This is a genomic window from Pseudomonas sp. JZ114 (genome assembly GCF_051027705.1).
Taxonomy (GTDB): Bacteria; Pseudomonadota; Gammaproteobacteria; order Pseudomonadales; family Pseudomonadaceae; genus Chryseomonas; species Chryseomonas luteola.
In genome coordinates this window covers 2,295,225-2,310,668 of record NZ_CP069256.1, presented here as the reverse complement: position 1 = coordinate 2,310,668, position 15,444 = coordinate 2,295,225, and the positions used below count along the sequence as shown (strand labels likewise).

The window sequence follows — 15,444 nt, the reverse complement described above, 5'->3', positions numbered from 1 at the left end:
ACAAAAGGCCTGCTTTCTAGCCGGCCTTTTCATTGGCGCCTTAGCGCTGATGAACCTTCACGCCCATGGCGTAGGTTTCCTTAACGGTTCGATCATCACCCAGCATCATCAAGGCAAACAGTTTTTCTTCCAGCGACTTGGCCTGCTTCAGGCGATAACTCAGCAGAGGTGTTGCGTGGTAGTCGAGCACCACGAAGTCTGCGTCGTTACCCTGAGCGAAGCTACCAATCCTATCCTCCAGGCGTAATGCACGAGCTCCGCCTAGCGTAGCAAGGTAAAAGGCCTTGAACGGGTGCAGTTTTTTGCCTTGCAACTGCATAACCTTGTACGCCTCGTTGACCGTCTGCAGCATCGAGAAACTTGTGCCGGCACCAACGTCCGTGCCCAGGCCAACGTTCACCTTATACTGCTCAAGTTGTGGCAGTTTGAAAAGGCCGCTACCCAGGAACAGATTCGAAGTAGGGCAGAAGGCTACGGCTGATCCAGTCTCACTCAAGCGGGCACATTCTTCATCGCAAAGGTGTACACCGTGTGCAAACACCGATCGTTTACCTAGCAGCTGATAATGATCGTAGACATCAAGATAACCGCTGCGCTCGGGGAAAAGCGACTTTACCCATTCGATCTCCTTGATGTTTTCGGAAAGGTGCGTGTGCAGGTAGATATCCGGATATTCCCCAAGCAACTGGCCTGCAAGCGTTAGCTGCTCTGGCGTGCTCGTTGGTGCAAAGCGCGGTGTCACGGCATAGTGCAGGCGGCCTTTGCCATGCCAGCGCTCGATCAGCTCCTTGCTGTCTGCATAGCCGGACTCTGGCGTATCTACCAGAAAGTCGGGAGCATTTCGATCCATCAGGACCTTGCCGGCGATCATGCGCAAATTGAGCTTTTCAGCCGCTTCGAAGAATGCCTCTACAGACTGCTTGTGTACAGTGCCAAACACCAGAGCAGTTGTGGTGCCGTTACGTAACAGCTCCTTGAGGAAAATATCGGCGACTTCCGCCGCTTTGGCTGAGTCAGCAAACGCTCCCTCGGCCGGGAAGGTGTAGTTGTTTAACCAGTCCAGCAACTGCTCGCCATAGGACGCGATGATTCCTGTCTGTGGGTAATGGATGTGCGTGTCGATAAAGCCTGGTGTAATCAGCGCATCCGGGTGCTCAATGACCTCGGTTCCTTCGGGCAGTACGGGCAACAGCGTGGCTGCGTTTCCCATTGCATCGATGCGACCATCAGTTACGACCAGCAATCCGTCTTCAACGAACTCACAGGCAGCCTCAATGCCGACATCATTCGGATCGGCAACGCAGTGGAGCAGAGCGGCACGGTAGGCTTGAGTAGTCATATCCCTTCTTAATCATCCAGTGTGTTAACGGTAGACAGGTCAAGCATGCAACCTGTCGCGCACGATCAACCACTGCAAGGTCGACAATTCAAACCCGCGCGACATTATTAGGAATGGTTATGTGTCGGCTGAACGAGACGCAGTGGAGAGGCTTCTTGTAGCGTAGCCTGTGCGCTATAGGTCGCGATAACTTCTCCCGCTACAGAGATCGCAATTTCCGCAGGAAGTTTACCTTTAATCTGCGGGATTCCCAGAGGGCAACGTACGCGACCGATCTGTTCGGTTGTAAAACCCTTGGCTGCAAGGTGATGCTGAAACTTCACCCACTTGGTTTTAGAGCCTATCAGTCCGTAATAGCCAAAATCGTTACGGGTCAGGATGCGCTCGGTCAGCTCAAGGTCTAACGGATGATTATGCGTCATGACGATAAAGTAGGTGCCGCCTGGCATGGCGTCTACTTCATCCAGAGGTTCGTCCGTGACGATTTTGGTAACTCCCCTAGGAAGAGTGTCTGGAAACTCCCGAACACGTGAGTCGATCCAGCGTATCTCGCATGGCAGGCTGGCTAGTAGTGGTACTAGGGTTTGTCTGAAAAGTCGCGTTTGTTAGCCTAATGCCGTTGTGGCAAGCGGAGGCAGACATGACAGGTCGCTACGAGCTTTCGAGTCAGCGCTGGGCATTGATTGAAGACATCGTTTCTCCTCCCCAGACCATGGGCCGTCCTCGCCGGGATGATCGACAGATGCTCAATGGTATCTTCTGGATCCTTTGCTCCGGCGCTAAACGGCGTGATCTACCCGAACGCTATGGCCCTTGGAAAACGGTCTATCAGCGTTTTCGCCAATGGCGGGACGACGGAACGTTTGAGCACGTATTGACTCGTCTGCATCTGCAGCTTCGCCAAGATGGCTTTATCGATCTGGATACCTGGATGGTGGACTCTACGACCATTCGAACTACCCGTGCCGCGGCAGGAGGCGGAAAAAAAGGGGCCCGGACGAACCTGTAGATCATTGCTTGGGACGCAGCCGGGGTGGGTTAGGTACCAAGATTCACCTGCTTTGCGATACCAATGGTTATCCGCTGAGCTTTACCCTCTCGCCTGGTCAGCAGGCCGATTCGCGCAACTTTATTCCGTTACTGGATCAGGTGCGTCTTCCTGGCTCTCAGGGCAGACCACGCAAGCGTTGCCGGACAGTGATCGCGGACAAGGGCTACGATAGTGAAGGGGTGCGCCGCTATTGCGACCGCTTCGGTATGCAGCCGGTGATTGCCCAGCGCACGATGCACCGCAAGTCCCTGCCAGGTCTGCCTCGCCTGTTTGATAGGCCTAAGTATCAACAGCGTAACGTGATCGAGCGGCTGTTCAGTTGGTTAAAGGAAAAGCGTCGGCTCTGTACTCGCTTTGACAAGCTGGCTAGCAGCTTCAAGGCCATGGTAACGCTGGCCTGTATCGAACGATGCATGCGTGCCGACTTTTCAGACAAACCCTAGGGCACGCGCCACATGTCCATTACCAAACACGGCGACGTGCACCGTGTGCTGGCCCATGGGGTCAAACAGCAATTCTGTGGCTTCCGTGCCGCATGGTTCCTGACTTTCACCCAGCGTAAACCGTTCGATGCGCGGCTCGCGTATTCCTTCCTTGAGCATCTGCCGCGCAATCTCGATGGCCTTGTACTTGAGGTGACCGCTGCCAATCGTCAGACGTAAACTATCGGCAGTGACTATCATTTTTGTCCCTGTAGTACGCGGCGTTGAGCCTTTCTCTTCAACAACGGTGACCAACACGCACGGAATGCCCTGGGATTCAAAAGTGGCCAGCTCGGCTAACCAGCCCGTCTTTTCTTTCATGCACTTACCTGCTCAGTGGCGGGGTTTGCCGTGGTGCAGGCCTCGGCCTGCTCCAGGCGTTTCGTCAGTTTCATGTCCTACAGTACATACTCGAGTGGGGAGGGCATCAACATTTGGGTGAATCCGGTAATCCGCTAGGCTGGCAACGGCGTCCTTTAATTTGTACCAGACAGCAATGCCTCGTATGAAGGGCGGCTCGCCTACGGCGTAGGAGTGAGATACGGTTGCCCTCGGGCTCGATCTTCCACCGGCTTGATGCGGAAATCAGGGGGGTATCCGTTATTGTAGGAATTTCGAGAGATATCTGACCGATATAGCCCCTGCGGATCAACTTTTCGAAGGCCGGCTGCTGTTCCCATATGCTACATAGCCGTTAGTGAAGGCAACATTTTCTTCGCGGGCACCATAGTGCGAGCCGCAAATTCAACCAAGCGCTGGCGAATCCTGAATGCTGCGTTCTGCGCTACCTTGCCGCTCAAATCCGCTCCGCTTGAGGCGGCGATAGCGTTGATGTACTAGGTATGGATCTTAAGAGCGTGTCCATCAGAAAGCCTGCATGGTTATCGGCAGGGCTGTATCTTTCTGTTCAGGCTGGCAGGAAAGCGCTCTAGTTTTTGTGCCGGTCTAACCGGTCTTCTGACCAGCTCACCTCCACAGTTGGGGCAGCAGCCATGCAGGTGACTCAAGGCGCATGTCTTGCAGAATGTGCACTCGAAAGAGCAAATGAATGCGTCGCTTGTGTCAGGTGGTAGGTCTTGATCACAGCATTCACAGTTAGGGCGTAGCTCAAGCATGATCAAGTCCTCGTATGGGGTCACCGAATCGGGCGCTATACGCCTGCGGGCTGACTGACAAATGTTTCTGAAACGTCCGGCGAAGGCTTTCCGGGTGGCCGAAGCCACAGAGGCGAGCAACGGTGCTGATTGAGGCTTGTGCATCATGTAGAAGTGCTCTGGCGGTCTCCAGGCGAACCTGTTCTACATAGCGTCCCGGAGTGATGCCCAACTCCCTGCCAAATGCACGCGACAAGGTGCGAGGCGTCATGTTGACCTGCTCTGCCAGACGCTCGATGGAAAGATCTTCCCCCAAGTGCGCGGGTATCCAGTCCAACAATGCGGCCAAACGAGGAGTTCGGCTGGGCTCCGGCGAAAGACAGGCGCTGAACTGTGCCTGACCACCGGGACGACGTAAAAACATGACGAGTCTGCGCGCTACGCTTAATGCTGTAGGTCGATCCAAGTCCGCTTCAATCAGGGCCAGCGCAAGGTCAATGCCTGCCGTAACACCGGCGGAAGTAAAGACATCGGCATAACCGTCCTGCCCGCCAGGATCGTAGGTATGTAAGCGGTCTCCCTCGACTTGTATAGCGGTGTAACGCTGCAACGCTTCCAGGTCAGCCCAGTGTGTCGTGGCGCGTCGGCCCTTCAGCAGTCCTGCCTCAGCCAGGATTAGGGCGCCGGAGCAAACGGACCCCAGGCGACGCAGGCGAGGCTGGCTCTGTTGCAGCCAGTCCAGCAGTTCGGTATGTCGACATTGCTGCTCGACGCCAATACCGCCAGGAATCAGTAGGGTATCGAGCTGCTCCGCAGGCATGTCACGCCAGGATTGATCCGCCACGATCTGAATGCCAGATGAGGTCATGATTGGGCCGGGCTGATTAGCCAGAAGACTTATCTGATAAGCCGGAGGCAGCCCTTGTCGCTGCCGTTCAACATTGGCAGACGCAAAAACCTGCAATGGCCCGGTTACATCTAGGCTCATTACGTCTGGATAGAGAAGGCTGGCAACAATGCGGACGGCACTCATGGTTCATACTCAGGACTGATCAATCAAGTGTGCTGCGCGCTGTGTCTGTCTGCAATGACAAGTGCCACACAAATATGGACATCAGGATAAGATCATCGGAAATTCTTCAGGGTGGCTTCTGCTCTGGCAACAACCTATTTAAGATGCGCTCCATGAATGTTTCTGACCCTAAAGAACTTGCGCCTTTGCTCGAAGCAATACTGCTGGCTGCGGGTAAACCGCTGACGCTGGAACGCCTCGCGGAACTCTTCGATGACTATGAGCGGCCCGAGCCCAAGCAGTTACGCGATGGACTCGCTGTGCTGGCCGGCTCGTGCAAGAAGCGTGGTTTTGAGCTCAAGGAAGTGGCCAGCGGTTATCGCTTGCAGGTCAAGGAGCGGTATTCAACCTGGGTCGGTCGTCTTTGGGATGAGCGTCCGCCACGTTATTCGCGAGCGCTTCTGGAAACCTTGGCGCTGATTGCCTACCGGCAGCCAATCACCCGTGGTGAAATCGAAGAGGTGCGTGGTGTTGCAGTCAACAGCCAGATCGTCAAGACATTGCTTGAGCGCGAATGGATTCGCGTGGTTGGCTATCGTGATGTGCCGGGCCGCCCGGCCATGTTTGCCACTACCAGAGCGTTTCTGGATTATTTCAACCTGAAAAGCCTGGATGAGTTGCCAACGCTGGCCGCTATTCGGGAGATGGAGTTCGATCCAGAACCTGTTCTCGACGATCACGCGCTGGCAGCAGAAGATGTGTCAGTCATGTCACCGGAGCCTGCCGAAACAACAGCCAAGCCGGCAGAGGAGACCAGTTTTCGGACATTACTGGCGGAGCTGGATGTCATGGAGACCGGACTCAAGATCGACTTTAACGATCTGCGTCTGGAAGAGGCCATCGATCCGATGGGAGAGGATCGGGAAGAGCAATGAGGCAATAGCCGCTATAATGAAAATCGGCCGGAGATGATCCGGCCGATTCGTCTGTGTCAGGTTCTGTGTTACGCCGGAGCGTTTACCAGTGCCTGACAGGTATCGAGCATACGGTTGGAGAATCCCCACTCGTTGTCGTACCAAGCCATGACCTTCACCAAATTGCCGGTGACCTTGGTGTGGTTGGCATCGAAGATTGAGGACAGCGGGTTATGGTTGAAGTCGATCGACACCAGTGGACGGTCGTTATAACCCAATACCGGCGAGGCTTCGCTGGCCGCTTTCATGAAGGCATTGATTGTCTTGGCATCTGCTGTCTTGGAAACCTGAATTGTCAGGTCGACCAGCGACACGTTGATAGTCGGCACACGTACAGCCATGCCGCTGAACTTACCGACCAGCTCTGGCAGCACCAGACCCACGGCTTCAGCCGCACCGGTCTTGGTTGGAATCATCGACTGAGTAGCCGAGCGGGCACGGAAGGGGTCGGAATGATAGACATCCGACAGGTTCTGGTCATTGGTATAGGCATGGATTGTGGTCATCAGACCATGCTCGATACCCAACTCACGGTTCAGGACCTGAGCGACCGGGGCCAGACAGTTGGTTGTGCAGGACGCATTGGAAATGATCTGGTGGGACTGACGCAGGATATTGTCATTCACACCATAAACAATTGTGGCGTCAACCTCCTTACCAGGTGCGGAGATAATGACCTTGGAAGCACCTGCGTCCAGGTGAGCCGCCGCCTTGCTGCGGCTGGTGAACAGACCGGTGCATTCGAACACCACGTCAACATTCAGGTCTTTCCAGGGAAGCTCTGCCGGATTTCGGATGGCGGATACCGCAATACGGTCGCCATTCACGGTCAGGCTGTTCTCATCAACGGAAATCTCAGCATTGAAACGATCATGCACGCTGTCGAATTCCAGGAGATGGGCATTAATGGACGCGTCACCCAAGTCATTGATGGCGACAACCTGCATATGCTGACGATAATTTCCGGAGTAAAGCGCACGAAGAACATTACGGCCGATACGCCCGAAACCATTGATAGCAATACGAATGCTCATATTTGAAACCTCGTTCTGGCAGGATTTGTTGTAAAAACAATTACACTATCGCGTATTTTGAGAGGAATAATAGCCACTCAGATCAAATTTGTTTTAAAAACAACAAATTTTTCGCCTGCCTGGAGAATCGGAACCATGCATCCTCGCGTCCTTGAAGTTACACAGCGTCTCATTGAGCGTAGCCGCCCTACGCGTACGCGCTACCTTGAAATGATCCGGGCAGCTGCGAGCGAAGGCCCTCAGCGTGCCAAGCTGCAATGCGCCAACTTTGCCCACGGCGTAGCCGGGTGCGGTCCTGCGGACAAGCAACGTCTGCGCCTTATGGATGAGGTTAACGTCGCTATCGTTTCGTCTTACAACGACATGTTGTCTGCGCACCAGCCTTACGAACATTTCCCCCAGATCATCAAAGATGCCCTGCGCGAAATAGGCTCCGTTGGTCAGTTCGCCGGTGGAGTGCCAGCCATGTGTGACGGCGTAACCCAGGGCGAAGCGGGTATGGAACTCAGCTTGCTGAGCCGTGAAGTCATCGCAATGTCCACCGCTGTGGCACTGTCCCACAATATGTTCGATGCCGCATTGTGCTTGGGCATCTGCGACAAGATCATTCCTGGCCTGATGATTGGCTCTCTACGTTTTGGTCATCTGCCATTCGTTTTTGTGCCAGGTGGTCCAATGCCTTCGGGCATTTCCAACAAGGAAAAGGCGCGAGTGCGTCAGCTTTTTGCGGAGGGTAAGGCAACCCGCGAGGAGCTGCTTGAGTCCGAAATGAAGTCCTACCATAGTCCCGGCACCTGCACCTTCTACGGTACAGCCAATACCAATCAGGTCGTTATGGAAGTGATGGGACTGCACCTGCCGGGCTCGTCCTTCGTGAATCCGTATACGCCTCTGCGTGACGAGCTGACCCGTGAAGCGGCGCGTCAGGTGACACGTATCACGCAGCAAAGCGGTAATTTCATCCCGCTGGGTGAGATCGTTGACGAAAAAGCCATTATCAACTCGGTCGTGGCCTTGCATGCAACCGGTGGTTCTACCAACCATACCCTGCATATTCCCGCCATCGCACAGGCGGCTGGTATCGAACTAACCTGGCAGGATATGGCGGATCTGTCGGCTGTCGTTCCAACGCTGGCGCAGGTTTACCCCAACGGCAAGGCGGATGTGAACCATTTTCATGCGGCTGGTGGCACCAATTTCCTGATTCGCACCCTTTTGGATGCCGGTTTGCTGCATGAAGATGTGAACACCGTCATGGGTCATGGATTACGTCGTTACTTGCAGGAGCCATTCTTGGAGAATGGCACATTGACATGGCGTGAAGGACCTGTGGCGAGCTTGGATGAAGAAATCCTGCGTCCGGTCGAGCGCCCGTTCCGCCCTGAAGGTGGTTTGCGTGTGATGGATGGCAACCTTGGCCGTGGGGTCATGAAGGTATCTGCCGTAGCGCCTGATCACCAGATCGTAGAAGCGCCTGCTAGAGTATTTGCTGATCAAGCCGAGCTTGCTAATGCCTTCAAGGCGGGTGAGCTGGACCGCGATTTTGTAGCGGTGGTCCGCTTTCAAGGACCCAAGGCCCTTGGTATGCCGGAGTTACATAAGCTGACGCCTTACCTGGGCGTGTTGCAGGATCGAGGCTTTAAGGTCGCTCTGGTGACTGATGGACGTATGTCTGGAGCATCCGGCAAGGTGCCAGCGGCTATCCATGTATGCCCTGAGGCAACCGATGGCGGTCCGTTGTCGAAAGTACGTGACGGTGATCTGGTGCGTGTCAATGGACAAACCGGAGAGTTGATCGTGGTGGTTGATCCTGCCGAGTGGAATGCTCGGGAGCAGGTGGCGCCCCCGCAAGGCATGGGAATTGGAACGGGACGTGAACTCTTTGCGTTCATGCGGCAAGCAATGAGCACCGCCGAAAAGGGTGCGAGTGCATTTACATCCAGCCTGGAGGCGCTGAAATGAATTTGGCTTTGGTAGGGGATATCGGGGGCACGAATGCCCGTTTCGCATTGTGGCGTGACCAGCAGCTTGATGCGATCGAGGTGATGGCGTGTGCCGATTTCGAGCGTCCCGAAGATGCTGTGCGTGAATACCTCAAGCGTACCGGTGTCGCTCTTGACGATATCCACTCCGTATGTCTCGCCTGCGCGGGGCCGGTAGGCGAGGGTGACTTCCGTTTTACCAATAATCACTGGGTTATCAGCCGCGAGCGTTTCTGCGCTGAGCTTGGTCTGACTCACCTGCTTCTGATCAATGACTTCAGTTCAATGGCCTGGGCTGTAGCCAAGCTGGACAAAGCGCATTGCGTTCAGGTCCGTGAGGGAGCGGCGCATGCCAATCGGGCACGTCTGATCATTGGGCCGGGGACTGGCCTGGGTGTGGCCGGTCTGCTGCCGATCGGGGATGACCGCTGGATGGTACTTTCCAGCGAAGGCGGTCACGTTGACTTGCCGATCGGCACGCCACGTGAGTTCGAAATCTGGAAGATCCTGAAGCGCCAGTTTGGTAACCACGTGTCGGCGGAGCGTATTATTTCCGGCAATGGCCTGGTGAATCTCTACAAGGCCAGCTGTGAGCTGGATGGCCGCGAAGAGAAATGCGTGACCGCTGCCGAGATCTGTGAAATGGCGCTGTCCGGTGACGCCTATGCCGACGAGGTGCTGGAGCAGTTCTTCGTATGGCTGGGCCGTGTGGCAGGTAATGCTGCGCTGACCTTAGGTGCGTTGGGTGGCGTTTATATCGCCGGTGGAATTCTGCCGCGATTTGTCGAGCGCTTCCAGAACGGCGCCTTTGCCAAGGCGTTTGCGGACAAGGGTAAGACGAGCAGTGCCTACCTGCAGGATATTCCTGCCTGGCTGGTCACCGCCGAATACCCTGGCCTGTTTGGCGCAGGGGTTGCCTTGCAGCAAAGCCTGAACGGTCAGTAATACCGCGTTTCACCTCTTGGCGTTCCCCCTGGTGTCGTGCATGCTTCGACACCAGGGCAATAATAAAAAAGACAAGGGACAACGCTATGACGCCGATGGGTAAATCCATCCTGCTGGTCGATGACGATCAGGACATTCGTGAGCTTCTTGAGGCTTATCTGAGCCGTGCCGGATTTAGCGTTCGGGCTGTGGCAGACGGCTACGGATTTCGTACTGCGCTTAAAGCCGAGCCGGCTGATCTTCTGATACTGGATGTCATGCTGCCGGGTGAGGACGGCTTCAGTCTTTGCCGTTGGGTCAGGGCGCTGAGTGGTTCCATCTCTCAAGTACCTATCATCATGCTGACCGCCAGCTCCGATGAGGCAGATCGTGTGATTGGCCTTGAATTGGGCGCTGACGATTACATTGGAAAACCATTCAGTCCGCGGGAATTACAGGCGCGGATCAAAGCGCTTCTCCGGCGCGCAGGTTTTGGTGACGCCAAGTCGGGACACACATTGGTGTTTGATGAATGGCGTCTTGATACTGTCACGCACAGGCTGTTCCACCAGGACGGAGAAGAGGTCATTCTGTCCGGCGCTGATTTCACTCTGCTCAAACTGTTTCTAGATCATCCCCAGCAAATACTTGACCGTGACACGATTGCCAACGCGACGCGGGGGCGTGAAGTCATGCCGCTTGACCGCATCGTGGACATGGCCGTCAGCCGCTTGCGTCAACGGCTGCGTGACACCGGGAAATCGCCTCGACTGATTCGCACGGTACGCGGCAGTGGCTACCTTCTGGCGGCGCAGGTGCATGGCCCGACCGCTGATGTTTTTTAAGGCACTCCAGCGGCTGGTACCGCACTCATTGTTGGGAAGAATGCTGTTGCTTACGCTGCTGGCGGTTCTGCTGGCCCAGGGCGTTTCCAGCCTCTTCTGGATATCGCACTTGCGTGCCAGCCGAATGGAAGGTCTGCTGAACGCTTCGCGCAGCCTTGGTTACTCCATTGCGGCCAGCGTGCGTTATTTCAGTCTGCTACCACCGGCGTATCGTCCGGTAGTGCTGGAGCAGTTGCGTAATATGGGCGGTACACGGTTTTTCGTATCGCTTAATGAAAAGCCCTTGATCATGGAGCCGCTGCCCGATTCGCCTGGCAAGCAGGCGGTACTTCATGCTGTGGAGTCAGTCTTGCGGGAGCGTCTCGGCAATGGGATGCCGATGTATGTGGAGTTTGTCAGCCCCAAGCACCTGCGCCTGTTCAATGGCAATCTTTCCCTGGATGAGTTGCCGCGCTCCTGGGCGCACTACGTTCTCAGCTTTGAACCACTAGATCCGCCCATTCTGGTCACCCAGATACGAATAGGTCCGGAGGAGTGGGTCTACATCGGGACACTGATGCCAGCCCCTTATCTCACCCTGGATGAGCCCTTCCTGCCTCTGCAGCAGGCTTGGTTCATCCTGTTCAGCAGCGCTTTTCTACTCTTGTTCATCGGCCTGCTCATCCACTGGCAGAGCCGGCCGCTTAAACGTTTGTCGCAAGAGGCACGTGAGCTTTCGCTGGAGGCACAGGTTCAACCCCTTCCTGAAGTCGGGGCGAGTGAAATTCAGGAAGTCACACGCGCCTTCAACACCATGCGTGATCGTATCAGTCGATACCTGGCCGAGCGGGGCCAGCTTTTCAGTGCGATTTCCCATGATCTGCGGACCCCTATCACCCGGCTGCGGCTCCGCGCCGAGTTACTGGAGGATGAGGCATTGCAGGCGCGCTTCAATCGAGACCTCGACGAACTGGATCTGCTAGTCAAGGGAGCACTGCAATGCGTCAAGGACACCGATATTCATGAAAATATCGAGTCGGTAAACCTCAATCTCCTGCTGAGCAATATCGTCGAGCCTTACCAGGTCGGTGAGCAGCCTCGAGCGACGTTGCAAGGTAAAGCGGTGGCTCTATATTCCGGCAAGCCGCTGGCCTTGAAGCGCTGTATCGGCAATGTACTCGACAACGCGCTGAAGTACGGTAATCGGGCGCATTTGACGGTGGAGGATGATGGCAAGGTATTTATGCTGCATGTCGATGATGAAGGCCCAGGGGTGCCAGAAAAGGATTTAGAGCAGGTTTTCGAACCGCATGTCCGCTTGACAGGTCAACAGCAGGGATACGGATTGGGGCTCGGGATTGCGCGTAATTTAGCCCATGCCCATGGGGGGGAGGTGGTCTTGCGCAATCGTCGGGAAGGGGGCCTGCGGGTCACGCTGACGTTGCCGCGCTAGAGGCGTCCTGAAACGAGTGGCGTCAAATTGTGATCGATATCTACAAAAGCCGCCTAATGTAACGGCATTGTGACATTAATGATTCCCTTCGTTACCCACGCTGGCCAAGGGCTGGCTAGACTCCGATCAGATTTATAAAAACAACAAGGTCACTGATCATGAAAGCACTCAATCGTCTCGCCCTCGCGGTTTCTTTGTCCTGCTTGAGCCAATTACCCCTAACCGCCCAGGCGGGCGAAGTGGAAGTCCTGCATTGGTGGACTTCAGGTGGTGAAGCTCGGGCTGTCGATACCCTCAAGCAAATGATGCAAAAGCAGGGCGATACCTGGAAGGATTTCGCGGTTGCCGGCGGTGCCGGTGAGGCCGCGATGACCGTTCTGAAAACCCGTGCGGTTTCTGGCAATCCTCCTTCTGCAGCACAGCTCAAAGGCCCCGACATTCAGGAGTGGGCTGACATGGGCTTTCTTACCAACCTGAACGACATCGCCAAGGCCGGAAAATGGGACAGCATCATGCCCAAGCGCATCGCTGAAACCATGCAGCATGATGGTGATTACGTCGCCGTTCCCGCCGGTGTTCATCGCATCAACTGGCTCTGGATAAACCCTGAGGCCTTCCAGAAAGCGGGCGCCAAGGTGCCAACGACACTAGATGAGTTCTTCGAGGCTGCAGACAAGCTCAAGGCAGCAGGTATCATTCCGATTGCCCACGGCGGTCAGAACTGGCAGGACACCACCATTTTCGAGTCGCTGGTCATGGCCATGATGGGGCCAGAGGACTATCACAAGGCATTTGTCGAAACTGACGAAGACACTTTGCGCAGCGACAAGATGGTTGAAGTGTTCAAGACCTTCAAGCGTATTCGCAACTACATTGATCCAGATGCAGCGGGCCGTGACTGGAACCTGGCTACCGCCATGGTCATCAATGGCAAGGCCGGTATGCAGATTATGGGCGACTGGGCCAAGGCCGAGTTTACGGCTGCAAACAAGACTGCTGGCAAGGACTACCTGTGCGTAGTCATGCCGGGCACTCAGGGTGACTTCATCTACAACATCGATTCCCTGGCCATGTTCAAGCTCAAGGACGAGGCAAACAGGAAAGCCCAGGACGACTTGGCCCGTACTGTCATCGACAAGCCTTTCCAAGAAGTCTTCAACCTGAACAAAGGCTCGATTCCTGTTCGCAATGATATCGACATGGCGAAGTTCGATGACTGTGCCAAACAGTCCATGAAGGATTTCCAGGCAGCCAACGACTCGGGCAAAGCGGAGCCAAGCCTGGCGCATAGCATGGCCAACACCAGCTATATCCAGGGCGCTGTCTTCGATGTGATCACCAACTTCTTCAACGATCCAAGCGCCGACCCCAAAAAGGCGACCGAACAACTGGTCGCCTCCATCAAAGCGGCGCAGTAATGCAGTAATGCAGTAAGGGCAGGGCGTTGCAAGACGCCCGGTCCTGATGCAAATACCAACCTACGGGTTGGATCAGGAGTTCTTCGATGTCTTTAAGCGAAGTGCAAATCATGCGCACAGGTACCAGCACGTCTGTACGAAAGCCTGACCGCCTCCAGAAATGGCTTCCCAAGCTGGTTCTGGCCCCTACCGCGGTGGCAATGATTGTTTGCCTGTACGGCTACATGCTATGGACGGCCGTGATCTCATTGACCACGTCCCGCTTCATGCCGGTGTATAACTTTGCAGGTCTTGCCCAGTTTGAACGCCTACTGGCCAACGACCGTTGGCTGGTGGCCTGTAAAAACCTGGCCATCTTTGGCGGGATGTTTATCCTGCTTTGCCTGATCATCGGCGTGTTCTTCGCCATCCTGCTGGATCAACGCATCCGACGCGAAGGTTTTATCCGCACCATTTATCTTTATCCCATGGCGCTATCGATGATCGTTACCGGTACTGCCTGGAAGTGGCTGCTCAACCCAGGGTTAGGCCTGGACAAGCTCCTGCGCGACTGGGGATGGGAAGGTTTCCGCTTTGACTGGCTTGTTGATACGGATAGGGTCATCTATTGCTTGCTGATCGCTGCGATCTGGCAGGCCTCCGGCTTTGTCATGGCAATGTTCCTGGCCGGTTTACGCGGCGTGGATAGCGCCATCATTCGTGCCGCACAAATTGACGGAGCCTCGCTGCCCACGATTTATCTGCGCATCGTTCTACCCAGTTTGCGACCTGTTTTTTTCAGTGCCGTGATGATCCTGTCACACATTGCGATCAAGAGCTTTGACTTGGTAATGGCCATGACCGCCGGTGGACCCGGTTACTCATCCGACCTTCCTGCGGTCTTCATGTATCAACACACCTTTACACGCGGGCAAATGGGGTTGGGGGCGGCCAGCTCCGTCCTGATGCTTGGCGCGGTGCTTGCCATCCTGGTGCCTTACCTTTATTCCGAACTGCGGAGCAAGCGTCATGGCTGATCTTTCCCATAGCAAGCGCTGGTCTTTCAACCGCATTGCAATTCACACTACGCTTCTGGTGGCTTGCGCTGTCTATCTCGTGCCACTGGTAGTCATGCTGTTAACCAGCTTTAAGACACCGGATGACGTGCGCACCGGTAACCTGCTGACGTTACCAGTAGACTGGACACTCATTGGCTGGATAAAGGCCTGGAGTACGGTTCACGAGTACTTCTGGAACTCCTTCATGATCACGGTTCCTGCCGTCATCATCTCGACTTTCATCGGTGCGCTTAACGGCTACGCCTTGTCGAAGTGGAGCTTCAAGGGCTCGAACGTATTGTTCAGCATGCTGCTGTTCGGTTGCTTCATCCCGTTCCAGGTCATTCTGTTACCAATGTCATTCACCCTGGGCAAGCTGGGTCTGGCCAATACCACCACCGGACTCGTGCTGGTTCACGTCATCTACGGTCTGGCCTTCACAACGCTTTTCTTCCGGAACTACTACGTCGGTATTCCGGATGCCCTGATCAAGGCGGCACGTCTCGATGGTGCAGGCTTCTTCACCATCTTCTGGAAGATCCTGCTGCCGCTTTCCACCCCTATCGTGATGGTAAGCCTGATCTGGCAGTTCACTCAGGTCTGGAATGACTTTCTGTTTGGCGTAGTGTTCGCCAGCGGCTCTGCGCAGCCGATTACGGTAGCGCTCAACAACCTCGTCAATACCAGTACTGGGGCCAAGGAATACAACGTTGATATGGCCGCTGCGATGATTGCGGCGCTGCCGACACTGCTCGTTTACATCTTCGCCGGCAAGTATTTCGTCCGTGGTCTGACCTCGGGCGTCGTCAAAGGATAAGAA

General features: G+C 55.2%; 14 protein-coding genes and 1 pseudogene. 9 read left to right on the top strand and 6 right to left on the bottom strand.

What is annotated here, in order from left to right; translation table 11 throughout:
• Window positions 1-40: 40 nt before the first annotated feature.
• Together guaD and xdhC are read right to left on the bottom strand one after the other, a co-directional pair.
• On the bottom strand, window positions 41-1,339 hold the full coding sequence (guaD, locus tag JQR90_RS10660; protein WP_010798459.1) for a guanine deaminase: 1,299 nt from the start codon (window positions 1,337-1,339) through the stop codon (window positions 41-43).
• 107 nt (window positions 1,340-1,446) lie between these two features.
• Window positions 1,447-1,926: pseudogene (gene xdhC, locus JQR90_RS10655) on the bottom strand (xanthine dehydrogenase accessory protein XdhC); the annotation flags it as partial.
• A gap of 53 nt (window positions 1,927-1,979) precedes the next feature.
• Here xdhC and JQR90_RS10650 point away from each other — a divergent pair.
• Window positions 1,980-2,833, top strand: a protein-coding gene (locus JQR90_RS10650) for an IS5 family transposase (protein ID WP_125913069.1) whose coding sequence is annotated in 2 segments (ribosomal slippage) — window positions 1,980-2,328 and window positions 2,328-2,833 — 855 coding nt in all. Because the reading frame shifts where the segments join, the coding sequence is not laid out codon by codon here.
• Here the strand turns inward: JQR90_RS10650 and JQR90_RS10645 are convergent.
• The 3 genes from JQR90_RS10645 to JQR90_RS10635 all read right to left on the bottom strand — a co-directional run bounded on the left by JQR90_RS10645 (window position 2,819) and on the right by JQR90_RS10635 (window position 4,999).
• Window positions 2,819-3,193 carry an XdhC family protein gene (locus JQR90_RS10645; RefSeq protein ID WP_010798455.1) on the bottom strand — a complete coding sequence of 125 codons (375 nt, stop codon included), beginning with the start codon at window positions 3,191-3,193 and terminating at the stop codon, window positions 2,819-2,821. The two genes, JQR90_RS10650 and JQR90_RS10645, sit on opposite strands and share 15 nt — an antisense overlap.
• Before the next feature lie 560 nt (window positions 3,194-3,753).
• Window positions 3,754-3,987: a DUF1272 domain-containing protein gene (locus tag JQR90_RS10640; RefSeq protein WP_073450718.1), complete on the bottom strand. Its 234-nt coding sequence runs from the start codon at window positions 3,985-3,987 to the stop codon at window positions 3,754-3,756.
• Window positions 3,980-4,999 (bottom strand): GlxA family transcriptional regulator, encoded by a 1,020-nt coding sequence (locus JQR90_RS10635; RefSeq protein WP_010798454.1) that lies wholly within the window; start codon window positions 4,997-4,999, stop codon window positions 3,980-3,982. The genes JQR90_RS10640 and JQR90_RS10635 overlap by 8 nt, the downstream gene beginning before the upstream one ends.
• A 152-nt stretch (window positions 5,000-5,151) precedes the next feature.
• On the opposite strand from JQR90_RS10635, the gene scpB reads away from it, so the two are divergent.
• Window positions 5,152-5,913 (top strand): SMC-Scp complex subunit ScpB, encoded by a 762-nt coding sequence (gene scpB / locus JQR90_RS10630; protein WP_037030289.1) that lies wholly within the window; start codon window positions 5,152-5,154, stop codon window positions 5,911-5,913.
• Between the two features lie 68 nt (window positions 5,914-5,981).
• Here the strand turns inward: scpB and gap are convergent, their stop codons facing one another.
• Window positions 5,982-6,986 carry a type I glyceraldehyde-3-phosphate dehydrogenase gene (gene gap / locus JQR90_RS10625; RefSeq protein WP_010798452.1) on the bottom strand — a complete coding sequence of 335 codons (1,005 nt, stop codon included), beginning with the start codon at window positions 6,984-6,986 and terminating at the stop codon, window positions 5,982-5,984.
• Window positions 6,987-7,121: 135 nt separating this feature from the next.
• Between gap and edd the strand changes: the two genes are divergently transcribed.
• From edd to JQR90_RS10590, 7 genes are all read left to right on the top strand, one after another.
• Window positions 7,122-8,948 (top strand): phosphogluconate dehydratase, encoded by a 1,827-nt coding sequence (edd, locus tag JQR90_RS10620; protein ID WP_010798451.1) that lies wholly within the window; start codon window positions 7,122-7,124, stop codon window positions 8,946-8,948.
• Window positions 8,945-9,913, top strand: coding sequence for a glucokinase (locus tag JQR90_RS10615; protein ID WP_010798450.1), 969 nt, complete (start codon window positions 8,945-8,947; stop codon window positions 9,911-9,913). Before edd ends, JQR90_RS10615 begins: the two co-directional genes overlap by 4 nt.
• An 86-nt stretch (window positions 9,914-9,999) precedes the next feature.
• Window positions 10,000-10,737 (top strand): response regulator, encoded by a 738-nt coding sequence (locus JQR90_RS10610; protein ID WP_010798449.1) that lies wholly within the window; start codon window positions 10,000-10,002, stop codon window positions 10,735-10,737.
• Window positions 10,712-12,169: an ATP-binding protein gene (locus tag JQR90_RS10605; protein WP_010798448.1), complete on the top strand. Its 1,458-nt coding sequence runs from the start codon at window positions 10,712-10,714 to the stop codon at window positions 12,167-12,169. The genes JQR90_RS10610 and JQR90_RS10605 overlap by 26 nt, the downstream gene beginning before the upstream one ends.
• 158 nt (window positions 12,170-12,327) lie before the next feature.
• Window positions 12,328-13,587: an ABC transporter substrate-binding protein gene (locus tag JQR90_RS10600; RefSeq protein WP_010798447.1), complete on the top strand. Its 1,260-nt coding sequence runs from the start codon at window positions 12,328-12,330 to the stop codon at window positions 13,585-13,587.
• An 86-nt stretch (window positions 13,588-13,673) separates the two neighbouring features.
• Window positions 13,674-14,603 (top strand): carbohydrate ABC transporter permease, encoded by a 930-nt coding sequence (locus JQR90_RS10595; protein ID WP_010798446.1) that lies wholly within the window; start codon window positions 13,674-13,676, stop codon window positions 14,601-14,603.
• On the top strand, window positions 14,596-15,441 hold the full coding sequence (locus JQR90_RS10590; protein ID WP_010798445.1) for a carbohydrate ABC transporter permease: 846 nt from the start codon (window positions 14,596-14,598) through the stop codon (window positions 15,439-15,441). Before JQR90_RS10595 ends, JQR90_RS10590 begins: the two co-directional genes overlap by 8 nt.
• Window positions 15,442-15,444: the final 3 nt, after the last annotated feature.

Excerpts from the sequence above, each read along its gene's own strand:
- JQR90_RS10645 (WP_010798455.1), bottom strand. The coding sequence starts at position 3,193 with ATGAAAGAAAAGACGGGCTGGTTAGCCGAGCTGGCCACTTTTGAATCC.
- JQR90_RS10595 (WP_010798446.1), top strand. The coding sequence starts at position 13,674 with ATGTCTTTAAGCGAAGTGCAAATCATGCGCACAGGTACCAGCACGTCT.
- JQR90_RS10605 (WP_010798448.1), top strand. The coding sequence starts at position 10,712 with ATGGCCCGACCGCTGATGTTTTTTAAGGCACTCCAGCGGCTGGTACCG.
- JQR90_RS10640 (WP_073450718.1), bottom strand. The coding sequence starts at position 3,987 with ATGCTTGAGCTACGCCCTAACTGTGAATGCTGTGATCAAGACCTACCA.
- scpB (WP_037030289.1), top strand. The coding sequence starts at position 5,152 with ATGAATGTTTCTGACCCTAAAGAACTTGCGCCTTTGCTCGAAGCAATA.
- JQR90_RS10610 (WP_010798449.1), top strand. The coding sequence starts at position 10,000 with ATGACGCCGATGGGTAAATCCATCCTGCTGGTCGATGACGATCAGGAC.
- JQR90_RS10635 (WP_010798454.1), bottom strand. The coding sequence starts at position 4,999 with ATGAGTGCCGTCCGCATTGTTGCCAGCCTTCTCTATCCAGACGTAATG.
- JQR90_RS10600 (WP_010798447.1), top strand. The coding sequence starts at position 12,328 with ATGAAAGCACTCAATCGTCTCGCCCTCGCGGTTTCTTTGTCCTGCTTG.
- edd (WP_010798451.1), top strand. The coding sequence starts at position 7,122 with ATGCATCCTCGCGTCCTTGAAGTTACACAGCGTCTCATTGAGCGTAGC.
- gap (WP_010798452.1), bottom strand. The coding sequence starts at position 6,986 with ATGAGCATTCGTATTGCTATCAATGGTTTCGGGCGTATCGGCCGTAAT.
- guaD (WP_010798459.1), bottom strand. The coding sequence starts at position 1,339 with ATGACTACTCAAGCCTACCGTGCCGCTCTGCTCCACTGCGTTGCCGAT.
- JQR90_RS10590 (WP_010798445.1), top strand. The coding sequence starts at position 14,596 with ATGGCTGATCTTTCCCATAGCAAGCGCTGGTCTTTCAACCGCATTGCA.
- JQR90_RS10615 (WP_010798450.1), top strand. The coding sequence starts at position 8,945 with ATGAATTTGGCTTTGGTAGGGGATATCGGGGGCACGAATGCCCGTTTC.